Below are 19,805 nucleotides of genomic sequence, written 5' to 3'. Positions count from 1 at the left end.
GCGTGCCCGAGTCACGGGCGTTCACCGTGCCCGACGGGTTGGAGGGGGAGCGGGTCGACACCGCCCTGCCGCGGCTGCTGGGGCTGTCCCGGTCCCGGGCGGCGTCGCTGGCCGGCCAGGGCCTGGTGCAGGTGGACGGTCGCGTCGTCGGGAAGTCCGACCGGCTCACCGCCGGCGCCTTCCTCGAGGTGGAGCTGCCACCGGCGGCATCTCCGGCGGGGTTGGACGTCGTGGCCGAGCCGGTCGAGGGGATGCGCATCGTCCACGACGACCCCGACATGGTGGTCGTCGACAAGCCGGCCTTCGTCGCGGCGCACCCGAGCGTGGGCTGGACCGGCCCGACCGTGGTCGGAGGGCTGGCCGCCGCGGGCTACCGGATCTCCACGTCCGGTGCGCCGGAGCGGCAGGGCATCGTGCAGCGGCTGGACGTGGGGACCAGCGGGCTCATGGTCGTGGCCAAGTCCGAGCGTGCCTACACCGTGCTGAAGCAGGCGTTCCGCGACCGCGTCGTCGACAAGACCTACCACGCGCTGGTCCAGGGGCTGCCGGACCCGCACGAGGGGACGATCGAGGCGCCGATCGGCCGCCATCCCGGGCACGACTACCGCTTCGCGGTCATGACCAGCGGTCGCCCCAGCATCACCCACTACGAGCTGCTGGAGGCGCACCGGCGGGCCAGCCTGCTGCAGATCCACCTGGAGACCGGGCGCACGCACCAGATCCGGGTGCACTTCTCCGCGTTGCGGCACCCCTGCTGCGGCGACCTGACCTACGGGGCGGACCCCACCCTCGCCAGCGCCCTGGGGCTGGAGCGGCAGTGGCTGCACGCCACCGAGCTGGCCTTCGACCACCCCGGCAGCGGGGAGCGGGTGCGGTTCGCGTCGGCATACCCGGAGGACCTGGAGCGGGCGCTCGAGCGTGTCCGCGGCTGACCGGACCGGGGTCGCCGGGGTGTCAGCGGGGCGAACTAGGATCACGTCCTGATGTCAGCCGCAGCCAGCACTCCGGTCCGAAGAGAGCAGAACTTCGTCCATCTGCACAACCACACCGAGTACTCCATGCTCGACGGTGCGGCGCGGATCACCGACATGTTCGAGAAGGCCGCCGAGCTCGGCATGCCGGCCATCGCGACCACCGACCACGGGTTCATCTTCGGGGCCTACGAGTTCTGGAAGACCGCGCAGCAGTACGACGTCAAGCCGATCATCGGGCTCGAGGCCTACGTCACCCCCGGCACGCACCGCACCGACAAGACACGGGTGAAGTACGGCGACGGCGGGAGGGACGACGTCTCCGGCGGCGGTGCATACACCCACATGACGCTGCTCGCCCGCAACAACAACGGCATGCACAACCTCTTCCGCATGGCCTCGCTCGCCTCGATGGAGGGCTACTACTTCAAGCCGCGGATGGACCGCGAGCTGCTGGAGACCTACGGGCAGGGGCTGATCGCCACCACCGGCTGCCCGTCCGGCGAGATCCAGACCCGGCTGCGGCTGGGGCAGTGGGACCAGGCCGTCCAGTACGCCTCGGACATGAAGGACATCTTCGGTGCGGACAACTACTTCCTGGAGCTGATGGACCACGGCATCGAGATCGAGCGGGTGGTGCGCCAGGACCTGCTCCGGCTCGCCAAGGAGCTCTCGCTGCCGCTGCTGGCGACCAACGACCTGCACTACACCCACCAGGAGGACGCCAAGGCCCACTCGGCCCTGCTCTGCGTCCAGTCCGGCTCCACCATGCAGGACCCGAACCGGTTCCAGTTCAACGGTGACGGCTACTACCTCAAGACCGCCGCCGAGATGCGCGACGTGTGGCGCGAGCTGCCCGAGGCCTGCGACAACACGCTCCTGGTCGCCGACCGCTGCGACATCTCCTTCACCGAGGGCGAGGGGCGCTACATGCCGCGCTTCCCGGTGCCGGAGGGGGAGGACGAGACCAGCTGGTTCATCAAGGAGGTCGAGACCGGCCTGCAGCGTCGCTTCCCCGAGGGAGTGCCCGACTACGCCCGGAAGCAGGCGGAGTACGAGTCGGGCGTCATCATGGAGAAGGGGTATTGCTTCACACCCGAGACGCCCGTCCTGATGGCGGACGGGTCATGGCAGCGTATCGACGAGATCGACGAGGGTGATGAGGTCACGTCGATCAGCACGTGGAACTACCGGGGACGGCGTGCCACCGTGGAGAAGGTGCTGTCCCGTCAGGTCACTGAGGACATACATTGCATCCAGCCTTTCGGCCAACCTTGGCCGATCAGCGCAACCTCGGAGCACCCGTTCCTCGTGGCTCGGAAGGGGTGGGTCGAGGCGCAGAATGTCGCTCCGGGTGACGAACTGCTCCTCCCTCAGCCTGAGCGGGGGGACTACGCGCCGTTCGATCTGGTGGGGCTCATGCGCAGCGTCGGCTGGGAGATCGCGGAGAGCGACGGCAGGGTCATGAGGATGGGTCGTGGGGAGCGGAGGGCAGCCCGAGCGAATCACGGCGGCTTGCCGTCGCACATCGAGTGGTCCCCAGAGTTGATGTGGCTCCTCGGGCTATGGGTCGCAGAGGGTCATGTCTACGATCCCCACGGCGACGTGAATCCCGGGCAGATCGGCTGGACCCTCCACAAGGACGAACCAGCAGTCGCTCGCCTCTGCTCGGTCATCGAGGCGCTGGACCTGGGGCGCCCACGGGTTTACACCAAGGCTTCGTCAGGCTCGCCGCATCACCAGGGTGTGGTGGTCATGCTCACCAATCATCCTTTGGCGCTGCTCCTCGGCCACCTGTTCGGAGCAGGTGTCCGGAACAAGCACGTCGGGTCCTGGGTGCGATCCGTGCCAGACGAGGGCATATGGGCCTTCATCGACGGCTGGCGCGAGGGTGACGGCCACGTGGACCGTGGTCGTCACATGGTGACCACCGTGAATCCGACCCTGGCGCGGGAGCTCCGGTCCCTGATCCTCAGCCTCGGACAATGGGCCACAATTCAGCACAGCCCGAGCCAGCGAACATGCAAGGTTCTCTGGGTACCCAACGCGACCAAGAACCCCTACAACGCCCGCCTGGTCGATGGACGATGGTGGGTCAGGGTGCGATCTGTCGATCAGAAGCCCTACAGCGGCACGGTCTACAACCTGACCGTCTCCGGTGACCACACCTATGTCGCAGATGCCGTCGCGGTCCACAACTGCGGGTACTTCCTCGTCGTCGCCGACTTCATCAACTGGGCCAAGGACAACAACATCAAGGTCGGGCCCGGGCGCGGCTCAGGTGCCGGCTCCATGTGCGCCTACGCCATGGGCATCACCGACCTGGACCCGATCCCGCACGGCCTGATCTTCGAGCGTTTCCTCAACCCGGAGCGCAAGTCGATGCCGGACTTCGACGTCGACTTCGACGACCGGCGCCGCTCCGAGGTCATCCGCTACGTCACCGAGAAGTACGGCGACGAGCGGGTCGCGATGATCGTCACCTACGGCACCATCAAGGCCAAGCAGGCGCTCAAGGACGCCTCCCGGGTCATGGGCTTCCCGTTCGCGATGGGGGAGCGGCTCACCAAGGCGATGCCGCCCCCGGTCATGGGCAAGGACATCTCGTTGGCCGGGATCCAGGACCCGCAGGACAAGCGGTATGCCGAGGCCGGCGAGTTCCGCGAGCTGCTCACCGACGACGAGCACGCCGCCGAGGTCTTCGACACCGCGACCGGGCTCGAGGGGCTGAAGCGGCAGTGGGGGGTGCACGCCGCCGGCGTCATCATGTCCAGCGAGCCGCTGATCGACGTCATCCCCATCATGCGCCGCGACCAGGACGGCCAGATCATCACCCAGTTCGACTACCCCACCTGCGAGTCGCTGGGGCTGGTCAAGATGGACTTCCTCGGCCTTCGCAACCTCACCGTCCTGGACGACGCGATCCACAACATCAAGGACAACCGCGGCCAGGAGATCGACCTGGACGCGCTGTCGAAGGACATGACCGACGGCCGGACCTACGAGCTGCTCGGTCGCGGCGACACCCTGGGGGTCTTCCAGCTCGACGGCAACGGCATGCGGCAGCTGCTCCGGCTCATGCAGCCGGACAACTTCGAGGACATCTCCGCGGCGCTCGCGCTCTACCGCCCGGGTCCGATGGGCGTCAACGCGCACACCAACTTCGCCCTCCGCAAGAACGGCAAGCAGGAGAACACCCCGCTCGACCCCGAGCTCAAGGGCAAGCTGCAGCCGGAGATGGAGGCAGCTCTCGAGCCCATCCTGGGCACGACCTACGGTCTGTGCATCTACCAGGAACAGGTCATGGAGATCGCCCAGAAGCTGGCGGGGTACACCCTGGGCAACGCCGACCTGCTGCGCCGCGCGATGGGGAAGAAGAAGAAGGAGGTGCTGGACGCCGAGTACATCCCCTTCTCCGAGGGGATGAAGAGCAACGGTTTCACCGAGGCCTCGGTCGCCGCCCTGTGGGGCGTCCTCGTGCCCTTCTCGGACTACGCCTTCAACAAGGCGCACACCGCGGCCTACGGCGTCATCTCCTACTGGACGGCCTACCTCAAGGCCAACTACCCGGCCGAGTACATGGCGGCGCTGCTCACCAGTGTCGGCGACGACAAGGACAAGACCGCCCTCTACCTCGCCGAGTGCCGCCGCCTCAAGATCCCGGTGCTGCCGCCGGACGTCAACGAGTCGATCGGCACCTTCGCCGCCGTCGGCGACGACATCCGCTTCGGTCTGCAGGCGATCCGCAACGTCGGGGCGAACGTCGTCCAGGCGATCGTCGACACCCGGGAGGAGAAGGGGGCGTTCACCTCCTTCGAGGACTTCCTGCGCAAGTGCCCCGCCGTCGTGTGCAACAAGCGCACGATCGAGTCGTTGTGCAAGGCCGGCGCCTTCGACAGCCTCGGGCATACCCGCCAGGGTCTGGTGACCGTCCACGAGAGGTATGTCGAGGCGCTCGCCGACGAGAAGAAGCAGGAGGCGATCGGTCAGGACAGCCTCTTCTCCGGCTTCTCCTTCGGCGACGAGCAGGGCGAGGGCGACGCGGTGCAGATCGTGACCCTGCCCCCCATCCCGGGGATCGAGTGGGACAAGACGGCGCGGCTCGCGTTCGAGCGGGAGATGCTCGGGCTCTACGTCTCCGACCACCCGCTGAACGGCATCGAGCACATCCTGTCCCAGCACGCCAGCGCCTCCATCCTGCAGCTCGTCGGCGAGGACGGTGCCAAGGACGGCGACTTCGTGACCGTGGCGGGGCTGATCACCAACCTGCAGCTCAAGCGCACCAAGAACGGCGACCCGTATGCCCGTGCCTCGGTCGAGGACATGGCCGGGTCGCTGGACGTGGTCTTCTGGCCGAAGACCTACATGACCATCTCCACGATGCTCGCGGAGGACACCGTCGTCGTGGTGAAGGGCCGGCTGAAGAAGGACGAGTCGACCGAGCTGATGGCCAACGAGATGACGCTGCCGGACATCAAGGCCGGCCCCCGGGGCCCGGTGGTGCTCAACCTGCCGCTGACCCGGGTCACCGACGGGCTGGCGCACAAGCTCAAGGGCGTCCTGGCCGACCACCCGGGCGCCACCGACGTGCACGTCAAGCTCACCCAGCCGGGGCGGACCGTGCTGCTCAAGCTGGATGAGAGCCTGCGGGTCACCGCGACCCCGGAGCTGTTCGGCGACCTCAAGGCGCTCCTCGGTCCCTCCAGCGTCGGCAACTAGCCGCACCCGCCGGAGGCCGGGGTAGCGTGGCCCGGTGACCGATCAGACCACCCCGCCCCGCGCCGCCCACGTCGACGTCGTCCGCTCGCACCACGGCGAGGACGTCGTCGATCCGTACGAGTGGCTGCGGGACAAGTCCGATCCGGAGGTCATCGCCCACCTCGAGGCGGAGAACGCCTACACCCGGTCGCGCACCGAGCACCTGGACCCGCTGCAGGAGCGGGTCTTCACCGAGATCAAGAGCCGCGTGCAGCAGACCGACCTGTCGGTGCCGGTGCGGCACAGGGACTGGTGGTACTACAGCCGCACCATCGAGGGCGAGCAGTACGCCGTGCACGGCCGGGTCGCGGTCGGCGACTCCCCGGACCGGCCCGAGCTGGACCCCGGTGCCGCGCCCGAGGGCGAGCAGGTGCTCCTCGACGGCAACGCCGAGGCGCAGGGCGAGGAGTTCTTCAGCCTCGGTGCCTTCGACGTCACGCCGGCGGGGGACCGGCTCGCCTACGCCGTCGACACCAGCGGCGACGAGCGGTTCGACCTGCGGGTGAAGGACCTGGACACCGGCGAGGTCGTCGACGACGTCGTGCGGGGCATCGGCTACGGCACCGCGTGGAGCCTGGACGGCCGACACCTGTTCTACACCCGGGTGGACGACGCGTGGCGGCCCTACCAGGTCTGGCGGCACGAGGTCGGCACCCCCGCCGAGGCCGACACGCTCGTCCACGAGGAGCGCGACGAGCGCTTCTGGATGGGCGTGGGCACGTCCCGGGACGACCGGCACGTCATCATCTGGCTCGGCAGCAAGAACACCTCCGAGTGCCGGCTGGTCGACGCCGAGGACCCCACCGGTCAGGCGCGGGTGGTGGCTCCGCGGGAGGAGGGTGTGGAGTACGACGTCGAGCCGGCTGGTGACCGGTTGTGGATCGTGCACAACCGCACCCACCGGGACTTCGAGCTGGCGGTGGCTGCCACCGGGTCCACGTCGGCCCAGGACTGGTCGACCGTGGTGGCCGGTCAGGACGGCGTGCGGCTGGTCGGTGTGGAGGCCTTCGCCGGGCACCTGGTCCTCTCGCTGCGGCGCGAGGGGCTGACCCAGCTGCAGGTGCTCCCCCTGTCCGCGCAGGGCCGGCCGGTCGGCGAGGGCTACCAGGTCCCCGTCGAGGAGGCCGTCTACACGATCGAGTCGGGCGCCAACCCCAGCTACGAGACCGACACCCTGCAGGTGCTCGTCGAGTCGCTGGTCACGCCCCGCAGCGTCTACGACCTCACCCTGTGCACCGGGGACCTGACCCTGGTGAAGCGTCAGCCGGTGCTCGGGGACTACGACCCGCAGGACTACCAGCAGCACCGGCTCTGGGCGACCGCGGACGACGGCACCCAGATCCCCATCTCCGTGGTGGCGCGCCGTGACCTGGCGCCGGACGGCAGCCACCCCGGGCTGCTCTACGGCTACGGCTCCTACGAGATCTCGATCGACCCGCACTTCTCGGTGTCCCGGCTGTCCTACCTCGACCGAGGCGTGGTGTATGCCGTGGCCCACGTCCGCGGTGGCGGCGAGCTGGGGCGTGGGTGGTACGAGGACGGCCGGATGGAGCGCAAGACCAACACCTTCACCGACTTCGTCGCGTGCGCCGACCATCTCGTCGGCACGGGGTGGGTGGCGCCGGACCGGTTGGCGGCCGAGGGGCGGTCGGCAGGCGGGCTGCTCATGGGGGCCGTGCTCAACCTGGCGCCGGAGAAGTTTCGCGTCGTGCACGCGGGGGTGGCCTTCGTCGACGCCCTCACCACGATCCTCGACCCTTCGCTGCCGCTGACGGTCAGCGAGTGGGAGGAGTGGGGCAACCCGGTGGACTCGGCGCAGATCTACTCCCTGATGCGGTCCTACACGCCGTACGAGAACATCCGGCCGGTGGACTACCCGGCCATCCTCGCCACCACCGGGCTCAACGACACCCGGGTCTTCTATGTCGAGCCCGCCAAGTGGGTGGCGCGGCTGCGCGAGACGGTGACCAGCGACCCGCAGCAGCGCCCCATCCTGCTCAAGACCGAGATGGTGGCCGGCCACGGGGGCCGGACCGGCAGGTATGACGCCTGGCGGGAGACCGCCTTCGAGATCGCCTTCGTGCTGGACCAGCTCGGTGCCGCCGAGGGCGGAGACGCTGTGGTCGCGACGGGGTCGTGACGGCATATCTTCCGGTAGATCGGCGGTCTTGCCGTCAATCGTCCTGTAGATCTGGCAAGATGGCGGATGAACTCGGCAATCTGCGAGATGTGAGGAGACGACGCCGTGTCCGAGCCCTACAAGGTGACCTACGCGACCCTGACCGCTGACAACGAGGACCTGCACACCGCCTACGAGGCGGGCGTGACGGTGGCGAAGGGGTGGCTCGGGGCCGAGATCTCGGCGCCCGGTGATCCCTCGCCGGGGGAGCCGGTGGACGTCGTCAGTCCGGCCGACCCCTCGGTGCTCGTGGCGCGGGTCCGCGCCGCGTCGCCCGCCGCCGTGGACGCCGCGATGGAGGCGGCCCGCGAGGCGGGACGTGCGTGGGCGGCGCGGCCGTGGGCGGACCGGCTCCCGGTGCTGCGCGACGTCGCCGACCTGATCAGCGAGCGGGCCAACGAGCTCGCGGCCCTGATGACGATGGAGGTCGGCAAGAACCGGCTCGAGGCGCTCGGGGACGTCGAGGAGGCCGCGGTCTTCTTCCGCTACTACTGCGACCAGGTCGAGAAGAACGGCGGTTTCGAGGCCGCGATGGAGCAGCTGTCGCAGACCGAGACCACGCGCTCGGTGCTCCGCCCGCACGGCGTGTGGGGCGTGATCAGCCCGTTCAACTTCCCGATGGCGCTCGCCGCCGGTCCGGCGGCGGCTGCCCTGGTCGCCGGCAACGCCGTCGTCCTCAAGCCCTCCGTGCAGGGCACCCACGTGGCCTGGAAGCTCTACGAGACGATGCTCGAGGCCGGGCTGCCCGACGGGCTCATGCAGATCCTTCCCGGCGGTGACGACGTCGGCAAGGCGGTCGTCGCCCATCCCGCCGTCGACGGGCTGACCTTCACCGGCTCCTACGCGGGTGGCCGGGCGGTCATGGACGCCTTCCGTGGCGACTACCCCCGCCCGGTGATCACCGAGATGGGCGGCAAGAACCCCACCATCGTCACCGCCTCGGCGGACCTGGAGGCCGCCGCCAAGGGCATCACCCGGTCGATCGCGGGCGCCTCGGGGCAGAAGTGCTCGGCCTGCTCGCGCGTCTACGTCGACGCCACGATCCACGACGAGCTGGTCCAGACCCTGGGCAAGGCGGTCAGCGAGGTGGTCGTCGGGGACCCGCTGGAGCGGGAGACCTTCTGCGGGCCGGTCATCGACGCCGAGGCGGTCGAGCGGTTCCGCGCCGCGGTCGACCACGCACGGGAGGCCGGAGGCACGGTCGTGGCCGGCGGTGAGGTGCTGCAGGGTGCCGAGGGCCACCCCGGCTACTTCGTGCAGCCCACGCTGATCTCGGGGCTGCCCGTCGACGACGAGCTGTTCAGCACCGAGCTGTTCGTGCCGCTGGCCGTCGTGGCCCCGGTCGAGGGGCTGGACGAGGCCCTGGAGCACGCCAACGACACCGTCTTCGGACTGACCGCCGGGTTGTTCGCCGGGGAGCAGGACGAGATCGACCGCTTCCTGGCCCAGATCCAGGCCGGGGTCGTCTACGTCAACCGCCCGGCCGGCGCGACCACGGGCGCCTGGCCCGGCGTGCAGCCGTTCGGCGGGTGGAAGGGCTCGGGCAGCTCGGGCAAGGCCGGCGGCGGTCTGCACTACGTGCAGCTGTTCATGCGCGAGCAGTCGCAGACCATCGTCACCGGCTGACCGCCCCCGCCACCCGGCGCCCCGCGCGACGACATACCAGCACCACCCAGGAGACCCCGATGACCGACACCGCCGTAGCCGCCCCGACCACCGACTGGGCCGACCCCGCCCGCCCGGTGCCCGACCTGCGCACCGAGCTGCCCGGGCCGCGCACGCGCGAGGTCGTGGCCGGCGACCAGGCCGTGACCAGCCCCTCGCTGCCGCGCGCCTATCCCTTCGCCCCGCACCGGGCCCGTGGCTGCCGGATCGAGGACGTCGACGGCAACCTCTTCCTCGACTTCAACGCCGGCATCGCGGTCAACTCCACCGGCCACGCGCACCCGCAGGTGGTGCGCGCCGTCCAGGAGCAGGCCGCCGACCTGCTGCACTACTCGGCGAGCGACTTCTTCCTGCCGGTCTACTCCCAGATGTGCCAGGCCCTGGCCCGCACGGCGCCGATGAGCGAGCCGGTCCGGGTCTTCCTCACCAACTCCGGTGCCGAGGCGGTCGAGGGTGCGCTCAAGCTCGCCCGCTACGCGACCGGCCGCCCCTACGTCATCAGCTTCTACGGCGCCTTCCACGGCCGCAGCATGGGCGCGGTCTCGCTGACCAGTTCGAAGCCGAAGTACCACAAGGGGTTCGGCCCCCTGCTGCCCGGCGTCCTGCACGTGCCCTATGCCGACCCGGCCAAGGTGGCGGCCGACGAGAGCGAGGACGACACCGCGACCTTCGACGCGCTGGAGACGATCTTCGCGCACGACGTGGACCCGAGCGAGGTCGCCGCGATCTTCGTCGAGCCGATCCAGGGTGAGGGCGGCTACATCGTGCCCGGTGAGGGCTGGATGCGGCGGCTACGCGAGCTGTGCGACGAGCACGGCATCCTGCTCATCGCCGACGAGGTGCAGTGCGGCATGGGGCGGACCGGGACCATGTGGGCCATCGAGCAGACCGGGGTCGAGCCGGACATGCTGCTCTCGGCCAAGGGCATCGCCTCGGGACTGCCGCTGGGCGCCTTCATGGCGCGCGCGTCGGTGATGGAGAGCTGGGGTGTCGGCACCCACGGGTCGACCTACGGCGGCAGCCCGGTGCCGTGCGCCGCCGGCCTCGCGACCCTGCGGGTGATCGAGTCGGAGGGACTGCTGGAGCATGCGCGCGAGATCGGGGAGCTGCTGCTCACCGGCCTGCGCGAGGTCCAGGCGCAGCACCCGGAGGCCGTCGTCGACGTCCGCGGGGTCGGGCTGATGATCGGTGTCGAGTTCACCGACGGCGCCCTGTCCGCGGCCGTGCAGCAGGCGGCCTTCGAGCGGGGCCTGCTGGTGCTCGAGGCGGGCGAGAGCGTGGTGCGGATGTCACCGCCGCTGGTGGTCACCGAGGACGAGGCACGGATCGGTCTGCGCCTGTTCGGCGAGGCCGTGGCGGCCGCCGCGGGTGCCGGGCGCGGATGAGCCGCTAGTGGGGTCGCGGCACGTCTTCTCCCGCGGCGGTGCGGAGCGGGTGCGCATCGACCGTGGCACGGGGTCGGAGCTGTTCGACGTCGACGGGCGGCGCTACCTCGATGCCGCTGGTGGCGCCGTCGTGGTCGGCATCGGGCACGGCGTCACCGAGGTGGTCGAGGCCGCGGCGGCGCAGGCCGCCCGGGTCGCCTACGTGCACGGCTCCAGCTTCTCCAGCGAGGTCCTGGAGGAGTATGCCGACGCGCTGGCGCCGCTGCTGCCGGTGGACGACCCCCGGATGTACCCCGTCTCCGGCGGGAGCGAGGCGGTCGAGTCGGCGCTGAAGATGGCGCGGGCATACCACCTGGCCCGCGGCGAGGACCGCGACGTCGTCATCGGGCGGCACGGCTCCTACCACGGCAACACCAGGGGGGCGCTGAGCGTGTCCGGCCGGGCCGGGCTGCGCCAGCCCTACCTGCCCTGGCTGCAGGGCGTGGAGCACACGACGACGCCGTACGAGTACCGCTGCGCCTTCCCCGACGCCCACCCGGACGGGTGCGCGCAGCGGCACGCGGAGGCGCTGGAGGAGACGATCCAGCGGGTGGGGCCGGGACGTGTGGCGGCCTTCGTGACCGAACCGATCTCGGGTGCGGGACTGGGCGCCTGCGTCCCGCCGGCGGACTACTGGCCGGCGATCCAGCAGGTATGCCGTCGCCACGGTGTGCTGCTCGTGGCGGACGAGGTGATGACCGGCTTCGGTCGCACCGGCGCCTGGTTCGCCAGCGACCACTTCGGGCTGCGACCGGACCTGCTCGTCGCGGGCAAGGGCACCGCCTCGGGCTACTGGCCGCTGGGCCTGGCGGTGGCCAGCGGGCCGGTGCACGAGACGCTGGCGTCCAGCGGCTTCGTGCACGGCTTCACGTACTCGCACCACGTCGTCGGGGCCGCGACCGGGCACGCGGTGCTGCGCGTGCTGCAGCGCCAGGGGCTGGTGGAGGCGTCGGCACGTCAGGGCGAGCGTCTGCACGGCGCGCTGCGACGCGAGCTCGAGGGCGTCCCGGGTGTCGGGGACATCCGTGGTCGGGGGCTGCTGCAGGCGGTCGAGCTGGTGGCCGACGTGGGCACCAAGGAGCCCTTCGAGCGGTCGCACCGGGTCGCCGAGCGGGTCCTCGAGGCGTGCCGCGAGCACGGTGTCCTGGTCTACCCGGGCACCGGGTGCGCGGACGGACGTCGTGGTGACCACCTGTTGCTGGGGCCGCCCCTGGTGGTGACCGACGACGAGGTGGACGAGATCGCCGCCGGGGTGGGGGCGAGCCTGCGCGAGGTGCTGGGGGATGTCCTCGCGGCAGGCTAGCGTGGCCGGCATGTCCTGCCTCTTCTGCCGCATCGTGACCGGTGACGAGCAGGCCGAGATCGTGCTGGACCGCCCCGAGGTCGTCGGCTTCCTCGACATCCGACCGGTCTTCAAGGGGCACGTGCTGCTCGTGCCGCGCGAGCACGTCGACACGCTGACCGAGCTCCCGGACCGCCTGGTCCAGCCCTTCTTCGCCACCGCCCGGGAGGTGGCCGCCGTGGTCCGGGACGAGCTGGGTGCCCAGGGCACCTTCGTGGCGATGAACAACGTCGTCAGCCAGTCCGTGCCGCACCTGCACGTGCACGTGGTGCCGAGGACCAAGGGTGACGGGCTGCGCGGGTTCTTCTGGCCCCGGGAGCGGTATGCCGAGGGCGAGGCGGGTGCCTACGCGTCGCGCCTGCGAGCGGCGCTGGGCGCTCAGGGCTGAGGACCGCGCCCGGCCTCGGCGCGCAGGGCCGCCACGTCGGCGCGCAGCGCGTCGATCTGCTCGGTGAGGGCGGTGACGTCTGCGGTGGTCGCGGGTTGCTTGGCCGGGTCCGGCTCGGCGATCCGCTCGATCAACCACGACGCGAGGCTCGCGGTGACGATGCCGAGCAGCGCGATCCCGCACAGCATCAGGCCGACCGCGAAGAGCCGGCCCTCGGCGGTGACCGGTGCGTAGTCGCCGTAGCCGACCGTCGTGACGGTCACGAACGACCACCACAGGGCGTCCTGCCAGGTCTCGATGCTGGCGCCCGGCTCGCCGCGCTCGGCGTTGAGCACGGCGAGCGAGGAGATGGTCACCACCAGCACGATCGCGACACCGACATACATCGCCAGGTGCCCGCGCAGCTTCTCGCCCGCCACCTGGTGCACGAAGGACAGCGCCGCGACCAGGCGCAGCGGCCGCAGCGCCGGCAGGGCCACCGCGGCCAGGTCGATCGGGTGCCTGCGGACGAACTGCCACTTCTGCGGAGCCACGGCGAAGCGGTAGACGTAGTCGACGAGGAAGATCGCCCAGACCACGTCCTGGACGGTGAGGAAGGTGCGGCGCACCCCGGGTTGCAGGTCGGGGTTGATGATCGGGATCGCGAAGGCGACCAGGAAGACGAGGGCGGCGATCATCAAGGGGGTCTGGGTGCGCGACTCCCAACGCTCCAGGCGGTTCATGCCCGCCATGATCCCAGGGACACGCGGCAGATGGCGGACGTCCGGCCTGTCGGTGCGGTGTGCGAGGCTGACGCGCGAGGCGTGAGGATGGTGGAGCAGATGCTGGTGCTGGGCGGCACCCGGATGGTGTGGAGCCCGTCCGACCTGGGGGCGGCGCTGGACTGCGAGTTCTCCTTCGTGCGGGGTCTGGATGCGCAGCTGGGGTGGGTCGACGCCGTGCCCGCCGAGCCGGACCCGATGCGCGAGCATCTCGCCGCGCTCGGGCAGCGGCACGAGGCCGAGCTGCTCGCGGCATACCGGGAGCAGGGTGGACTGGTCGAGCTGCGGCGACCCGAGCCGCCCCTGTCGCTGGCCGGGCTGGAGCAGGCGGCCGCGGAGACCGAGCGCGCGCTGCGGGGCGAGGGCAGCACGCTCTCGCAGGCGTGCTTCTTCGACGGGGAGTTCCTCGGGTTCGCCGACGTCGTGGAGCGTCGGGACGACGGCTGGCGGGTGTGCGAGGCCAAGCTGGCCCGCTCCGCGTCGGCGCGCGCGCTGGTGCAGCTGGGCGCCTACGCCGAGCAGCTGCGCGGACTCGGGGTGCCGACCTCACCCGTGGTGAGCCTGCTGCTGGGGTCCGGGCGACGGCAGGACGTGGCCGCGGGCGACGTCGCAGGGGTCTACCGCGAGGTGCGTGAGCGGTTCCGCGCGCTGGTCCGCGAGCACGTGGCCACCGGGACGCCTGCCGCCTGGACGCAGGAGCGGTATGCCGCGTGCGGGCGCTGCGAGGAGTGCACCCGGGCGATCGAGGAGCACCAAGACGTGCTGCTCGTCGCGGGGGTGCACGGAGCGCAGCGGGCGCGGTTGCGCACGGTCGGGGTGCGCACGGTGCAGGACCTGGCGCAGGCCTCCGACCCGCCGGAGACCATGCTGCCGGTGACCTTCGACCGGCTCCGGGCGCAGGCGGCGCTCCAGGCGGGCGCCGGCGCGGGCGAGGTGGATCACGTGCTGCTCGACACCGCGCCGGCGATCCTGGCCCTGCTGCCGGCCCCGAGCGAGGGCGACCTGTTCTTCGACTTCGAGGGCGACCCGCACTACGACGAGGAGGACCGCAGCCGGGCCGGGCTGCAGTACCTCTGGGGCGTCATGGACACCAGCGGCGACTACCACCCGGTGTGGGCGCACTCCTTCGCCGCCGAGCGGGAGGCCTTCGTCGCCTTCGTCGACGACCTGACCGCCCGGCGTCGGCGCTGGCCCGACCTGCACGTCTACCACTACGCCGCCTACGAGACCCACGCCCTCAAGGCGATGGCGATGCACTACCAGGTCCGTGAGGAGGAGCTCGACGTCCTGCTGCGGGCGGAGGTCTTCGTCGACCTGTACGCCGTGGTCCGCGGCTCGGTCATGGTGTCGGCGCCGTCGTACAGCATCAAGAAGCTCGAGCCGCTCTACATGGGGGACGAGCTCCGGGACACCGAGGGTGTCAGCACCGGTGACGCCTCCATCCTGGCCTACCACGAGTTCCGCCAGTGGGCGGAGGAGGACCCGCAGCGGGCGACCCGGCTCCTGGACGACCTCGTCGACTACAACCGGTACGACTGCCGCTCGACGCTGGGGCTGCGTGACTGGTTGCTGGAGCGGGCCGGCGAGGCCGGGGTGCGGGACCGCATCGTCCCGCGGGCGATCGTGGAGGAGCCCCGCGAGGTCGCCGAGGAGCAGGAGGCGCTGCTGCAGTCGCTGACCGCCCGCTCCGGGCCGGACGGGCGGGCGCTGCGCTCGGAGACGGAGCAGGCCTACGCCATGCTCGCCACCGCGCTCGGGTACCACGCCCGCGAGGCCAAGCAGTTCTGGTGGGCCCATTACGACCGTCTCGGGCACCCGCTGCAGGGGTGGGCGCAGTCCCGGGACGTCTTCGCCGTCGAGTCCGCGGAGGTCCTGAGCGACTGGGCCCATCCCGGGGGCAGGGCCCGGTCGCTGGAGCGCACTCTCCGCCTGGTCGGCGACTGGGGCAGGGGGAGCACCGGGCGTGGGCGTGGGCAGCTCGTGTATGCCGCACCCGGCCCGCCCGGGACCACGGGCCCGGAGGGTGCGCCCTACGCCGCCGGCTCACCGCACTCCATCGACACCGACCCGGACGACCCACGGGTGCTGGTGGTCGCCGAGCGGCGCAAGGAGGCGGAGACCTTCGCCGACCTGCCGTCGGCGATCGTGCCGGAGGCGCCACCGTGGGCCGGGCCCATCTCCGAGGCGATCGCGCGCGTCGCCGCGGAAGCGGCCGCGGCACCCGAGCTGCCGCGGTCTGCGGCGCTGGACCTGCTGGCCCGTCGGCCGCCGCGCCTGGTCGGCTCGTCCGGCCTGCCGCAGTCCGGTGTGGTGATCGACGACGTCGTCTCCGCCCTGCTGTCCCTGGACCGTTCGGCCCTCGCGATCCAGGGCCCACCCGGCACCGGGAAGACCTACACCGGCTCCCGGGTGATCCGTCGGTTGGTGGAGGAGCACGGGTGGCGCGTCGGTGTCGTCGCTCAGTCGCACGCCGTGGTGGAGCACATGCTCGCCAGCATCGTGGGTGCGGGTCTGGACCCGAGGCGGGTGGGGAAGTCCTTCAACGAGACGGTCGACCCTGCCTGGACGGACGTGAAGAACTCCGTGGCTGCGCGGGCGGCATACCTGGAGGAGCACCGGGGGACCGGCTGCGTGCTGGGCGGGACCGCGTGGACGTTCTCCCACGCCGACCTGATCGAGCCGGGCGGGCTCGACCTGCTCGTCATCGACGAGGCCGGCCAGTTCGCCCTCGCCCCGACGATCGCGGTCGGTGCCGCGGCGCAGCGGCTGCTGCTGCTGGGTGACCCGCAGCAGCTGCCCCAGGTCAGCCAGGGCACCCACGCCGAGCCGGTGGACGAGTCGGCGCTCGGGTGGTTGATGGACGGCGAGCCCACCCTGGACCGGTCGCGGGGCTACTTCCTCGGGCGCAGCTACCGGATGCACCCGGCGGTGACGGCGCCGGTCTCGGAGCTGGCGTATGCCGGCCAGCTCGGGTCGGCGGCGGCTGCCTCGGCACGGTCCCTCGAGGGGGTCGAGCCGGGGCTGGAGGTCGTGCGGCTGGAGCACCACGGCAACCGCACCGAGTCCCCGGAGGAGGCCGAGGAGGTGGTCCGCCAGGTGCGGGCCCATCTGGGGACGATATGGACCGACCCGGGGGATCCGTCCACGCCCCGGCCGTTGCGCGCGTCGGACGTCCTCGTCGTCGCGCCCTACAACGCGCAGGTGGCGCTCATCCGCGGTCACCTGGACGAGGCCGGCCTCACGGGTGTCCGGGTGGGGACGGTCGACAAGTTCCAGGGCCAGGAGGCACCGGTGGCGATCCTGTCGATGACGGCCTCGTCCGCCGCCGACGTGCCTCGTGGCATGTCCTTCCTGCTCAGCCGGAACCGGCTCAACGTCGCGATCTCCCGGGCGCAGTGGAGGGCGGTCCTCATCCGCTCCGAGGCGTTGACGGCACACCTGCCCTCGAGCGCGGAGTCGCTGCTCCAGCTCGGGGCGTTCATCGCCCTGTGCGACCAGGGCGTGCCGTCGACCCGGCCGCGGGACCTGTCCCGGGCGTGATGGTGGAGCGATACGGCCCACTCACGGCCCGCACCTACGACCTGCTCTCCGGGGAGCCGGTGTATGGCGTGGGGCGTCGCCTGGCGATCCCGGCCCTGCGGCTGCAGCCGGGGCAGCGCGTGCTCGACGCCGGCTGCGGGACCGGGCTGAACCTGCCGGACCTGCTCGACGCGGTCGGACCGGCGGGAGAGGTGGTCGGTCTCGACCGGAGCACGGCGATGCTGGAGGCGGCCCGACGCACGATGTCCTCCCGCCCCGACGCGGCCCGCCTGCGCCTCGTGCCGGGCGACATGGGGGACCGGGCCGTGCTGCGCGACGCGGCCGACGGACGACTCTTCGACGCGGTCATCCTCACCTACTCCCTCTCGCTGACGCCCGACCCTCGCGAGGTCTGGCGCTCGATCACCACGGTGCTCAGGCCAGGGGCGCGTGTCGCCGTGGTCGACATGGCCCGACCGACCGGGCGCGCGGCCTGGGCCGCCCCGCTGGCCCGGCTGGCCTGCCGGCTCGGCGGAGCCGACATCGACGCGCACCCATGGACCGCCGTCCGCCCGGACCTGGGGCAGACGCGGACCTGGAGCAGGCGAGGAGGGCACGTGCAGGTCCTGGTCGGGACGTTGCGGTGACCGGCACCGGGCGTGGGCCGGGGCGCGCCGGTCGGGTCCGCACCGCGGCCAGGCTGAGCCGCCCCGACCATGTCCTGCTCATCCTCGTGGTCTACGCGGTCGGGTGCGCTGCCGGAGCGCGGGGCGCGCCCGCGGGCGGTGCCGCGCTGCCGACCGCCGGGGTGGTCCTCACCGGTGTGGCGGTCGCCGTGGTCGCCGTCGGTGTCCACGCGGTCAACGAGTTCGCCGACACCGAGACCGACGCCCGGACGACCCGCACCCGCTTCTCCGGCGGCAGCGGCGCGCTCGCGGCCTCGGGCCTGCCCAGGGCGTTCGCGCTGCGGGTCGCCCTCGTCGCGGCTGCCGTCGCCGGGTCACTGACCCTCCTCGGTCTGGTGGTCGGGTGGATCACCGGTACGGTGGCCATGTTGCTGGCGCTCGGGCTGGTGGGAGGCTGGGCCTACTCCGTCGGGCCGTGGCCGTTCTCGCGTCACGGCTGGGGTGAGGTGGTCAACGCCCTGCTCGGCGGGCTGCTGCTGCCGATTACGGGTGCGGTGGCCGTGGGTGCCCCACCCGCCTGGGCCGCGCTCACCTTCGTCCCTTTCGCCCTGCTCACCTTCGTCAACCTGCTCGAGACGCAGTGGGCCGACCGGGAGGCCGACCGCAGCGCCAGCAAGCACACGCTCGCGTCCCGACTGTCACCGTCGGCGCTGCGCCGCGCCGGAGGAGTGGCCGCGGTGCTCGCCTACGGCCTGAGCCTGGTCGTGCACCCCTGGTCGGTCGCGGTCGCCGGCCTGCTCGCCGCGCCGCTGTCGGCATACGGCGTGCGGCGCCTCGGGCAGGGACCACCCGGGCCGTCGGTGGTGGCGATGGTGCTCTTCCTGCTCCTGCAGGGTGCTGCCTGGTCGCTCCGGTGAGGTCCGCGAGCCCCCAGACGCACTGAGAGCCGGTTCGTCAACTGTCAGCCCCGAGGAGGGGGCTCTCAGATGACAAACCGGCTCTCAGACGGGCGGACCGTCAGATGTCTCCGCTCTCTCGACACCTTCCTCGCGCTACGGCGGGCCGACAGCTCGTTCCTCGCTGCCAGCCCGCCGCCCACGCGCTTCGTCAGATGTCGAAGTACAGCTCGGACTGCAACCCGCGGTTTGACGGCGTTTGCGTGTTTGGGGCACGTTGCTCTGACCTGCGGTTTTGCGTTGGTGGGGGTTGGCAGAGTCCGGGGAAGTACGGACACTTTCACGGACACTTCGTGGAAACGTCGGTAGCCTCCGGTGCATGACGGAGCAAGAGACCGACCTCGCAGGAGAGGCCCTGTCTGCGCAGACTCGCCTGGTCTTCGTGATCGAGGCGGATGACCCTCGCTTCACGCCTACGCGGTCCATCGAGGTGACCACCTCTGCGGAGGGCTGGAGTCTCGGCGATCTGGAGACCGTGACCGACCGTCTACGGGATGAGTGCCTGTGGGGTTTGGGAGCCATCGAGGACTACCGGAAGTCACAGGGCGGAGTCGGTGCGAGCGGCCTCGAAGCGTTGTCGGTCACGCTCGGGGTCATCAACACCGTCCCCACAGTTGCTCTGCTGCTCGAACTGCTGAACCGGCGCATGCCTCCGAGGCCATCACGAGAGGAGGCCCTCGAAGCGGCCACCTGGGCAGTAGCGACCCGCTATGCAAAGGTCGTGCGCGGCGAGCTGGTCGTCACGCAGGAAACTCAGTATCCCGATCACTGGCTCATCGCCTTCCGTTGGCCCCGGACGGGGGATGAGTTCGAGGTGGGCGTCTACGGTGCTCGTTCCGGGGTGACCTCGGTGCAGACAGTGACGTGGATCAACGGCGATCCGTATGCCAAGGGCGAGGAGTAGCCCTACCCAACTACATGCCTCCACTCACGACGCCTGCCAGCACGGCGGCGATGGCTCCCTCGGTGACGCGGCCCGCGGCGCCTGCGAGCGGAAGCCTGGCTACGGCTGGACGGGGCACATGCGGTCGCTGCGGCTTGCTTCGCAGTCCGTGTTGGAACACGCTCGGACAGCGATCCAGGTGACCGTGGGGCTGCCGAGCTTGCGGTTCTCCAGCCACTTGACGACGAACGTCTCGGAGGCACACAGGCGGCATGGGGGCGACTGATAGGTGTCGCGATTGGATACCTCGGTCACGAGAGCTCTCCTGCCAAC

The 19,805-nt window shown here is 71.1% G+C and carries 12 protein-coding genes; 11 read left to right on the top strand and 1 reads right to left on the bottom strand.

Annotation, left to right across the window (positions count from 1 at the left end):
* Window positions 1–2: 2 nt before the first annotated feature.
* The 7 genes from FXF60_RS04950 to FXF60_RS04920 all read left to right on the top strand — a co-directional run bounded on the left by FXF60_RS04950 (window position 3) and on the right by FXF60_RS04920 (window position 12,727).
* On the top strand, window positions 3–932 hold the full coding sequence (locus FXF60_RS04950; protein ID WP_192796613.1) for an RluA family pseudouridine synthase: 930 nt from the start codon (window positions 3–5) through the stop codon (window positions 930–932).
* A 51-nt stretch (window positions 933–983) separates the two neighbouring features.
* A complete protein-coding gene (dnaE, locus tag FXF60_RS04945) occupies window positions 984–5,690 on the top strand; it encodes a DNA polymerase III subunit alpha (protein ID WP_151524155.1) in 4,707 nt (1,568 codons plus the stop codon).
* A gap of 34 nt (window positions 5,691–5,724) precedes the next feature.
* Window positions 5,725–7,869 (top strand): S9 family peptidase, encoded by a 2,145-nt coding sequence (locus FXF60_RS04940; RefSeq protein WP_151524154.1) that lies wholly within the window; start codon window positions 5,725–5,727, stop codon window positions 7,867–7,869.
* Between the two features lie 105 nt (window positions 7,870–7,974).
* A complete protein-coding gene (locus FXF60_RS04935) occupies window positions 7,975–9,534 on the top strand; it encodes an aldehyde dehydrogenase family protein (protein WP_151524153.1) in 1,560 nt (519 codons plus the stop codon).
* 59 nt (window positions 9,535–9,593) lie between these two features.
* Window positions 9,594–10,958 carry an aminotransferase class III-fold pyridoxal phosphate-dependent enzyme gene (locus FXF60_RS04930; protein ID WP_151524152.1) on the top strand — a complete coding sequence of 455 codons (1,365 nt, stop codon included), beginning with the start codon at window positions 9,594–9,596 and terminating at the stop codon, window positions 10,956–10,958.
* Between the two features lie 49 nt (window positions 10,959–11,007).
* Window positions 11,008–12,300: an aminotransferase family protein gene (locus tag FXF60_RS04925; RefSeq protein ID WP_238335709.1), complete on the top strand. Its 1,293-nt coding sequence runs from the start codon at window positions 11,008–11,010 to the stop codon at window positions 12,298–12,300.
* 10 nt (window positions 12,301–12,310) lie between these two features.
* Window positions 12,311–12,727, top strand: coding sequence for an HIT family protein (locus tag FXF60_RS04920; RefSeq protein ID WP_151524150.1), 417 nt, complete (start codon window positions 12,311–12,313; stop codon window positions 12,725–12,727).
* Here FXF60_RS04920 and FXF60_RS04915 read toward each other — a convergent pair.
* The gene (locus FXF60_RS04915; RefSeq protein WP_151524149.1) at window positions 12,718–13,449 is read right to left on the bottom strand and encodes a potassium channel family protein; all 732 of its coding nucleotides are present in this window, start codon (window positions 13,447–13,449) and stop codon (window positions 12,718–12,720) included. The genes FXF60_RS04920 and FXF60_RS04915 overlap by 10 nt on opposite strands.
* An 87-nt stretch (window positions 13,450–13,536) precedes the next feature.
* Here FXF60_RS04915 and FXF60_RS04910 point away from each other — a divergent pair, with 87 nt between their 5' ends.
* From FXF60_RS04910 to FXF60_RS04895, 4 genes are all read left to right on the top strand, one after another.
* Window positions 13,537–17,028: a TM0106 family RecB-like putative nuclease gene (locus FXF60_RS04910; RefSeq protein ID WP_151524148.1), complete on the top strand. Its 3,492-nt coding sequence runs from the start codon at window positions 13,537–13,539 to the stop codon at window positions 17,026–17,028.
* Window positions 17,028–17,654, top strand: a complete 627-nt coding sequence (locus FXF60_RS04905) for a class I SAM-dependent methyltransferase (RefSeq protein ID WP_202879569.1) — start codon at window positions 17,028–17,030, stop codon at window positions 17,652–17,654. The genes FXF60_RS04910 and FXF60_RS04905 overlap by 1 nt, the downstream gene beginning before the upstream one ends.
* Window positions 17,651–18,550: a prenyltransferase gene (locus tag FXF60_RS04900; protein WP_192796598.1), complete on the top strand. Its 900-nt coding sequence runs from the start codon at window positions 17,651–17,653 to the stop codon at window positions 18,548–18,550. The genes FXF60_RS04905 and FXF60_RS04900 overlap by 4 nt, the downstream gene beginning before the upstream one ends.
* A 358-nt stretch (window positions 18,551–18,908) precedes the next feature.
* Window positions 18,909–19,493 (top strand): hypothetical protein, encoded by a 585-nt coding sequence (locus FXF60_RS04895; RefSeq protein WP_151524146.1) that lies wholly within the window; start codon window positions 18,909–18,911, stop codon window positions 19,491–19,493.
* Window positions 19,494–19,805: the final 312 nt, after the last annotated feature.

Origin of the sequence: Serinicoccus kebangsaanensis (assembly GCF_008919445.1) — a bacterium.
GTDB classification, from domain to species: Bacteria; Actinomycetota; Actinomycetes; order Actinomycetales; family Dermatophilaceae; genus Ornithinicoccus; species Ornithinicoccus kebangsaanensis.
Note: the sequence above shows the minus strand (reverse complement) of the source record. Positions and strands in the feature narration are given on the sequence as shown.

What these genes read in the sequence shown, in the direction of transcription:
- FXF60_RS04915 (WP_151524149.1), bottom strand. Translation starts at nt 13,449, where the DNA reads ATGAACCGCCTGGAGCGTTGGGAGTCGCGCACCCAGACCCCCTTGATG.
- FXF60_RS04895 (WP_151524146.1), top strand. Translation starts at nt 18,909, where the DNA reads ATGACGGAGCAAGAGACCGACCTCGCAGGAGAGGCCCTGTCTGCGCAG.
- FXF60_RS04920 (WP_151524150.1), top strand. Translation starts at nt 12,311, where the DNA reads ATGTCCTGCCTCTTCTGCCGCATCGTGACCGGTGACGAGCAGGCCGAG.
- FXF60_RS04905 (WP_202879569.1), top strand. Translation starts at nt 17,028, where the DNA reads ATGGTGGAGCGATACGGCCCACTCACGGCCCGCACCTACGACCTGCTC.
- FXF60_RS04910 (WP_151524148.1), top strand. Translation starts at nt 13,537, where the DNA reads ATGGTGGAGCAGATGCTGGTGCTGGGCGGCACCCGGATGGTGTGGAGC.
- dnaE (WP_151524155.1), top strand. Translation starts at nt 984, where the DNA reads ATGTCAGCCGCAGCCAGCACTCCGGTCCGAAGAGAGCAGAACTTCGTC.
- FXF60_RS04930 (WP_151524152.1), top strand. Translation starts at nt 9,594, where the DNA reads ATGACCGACACCGCCGTAGCCGCCCCGACCACCGACTGGGCCGACCCC.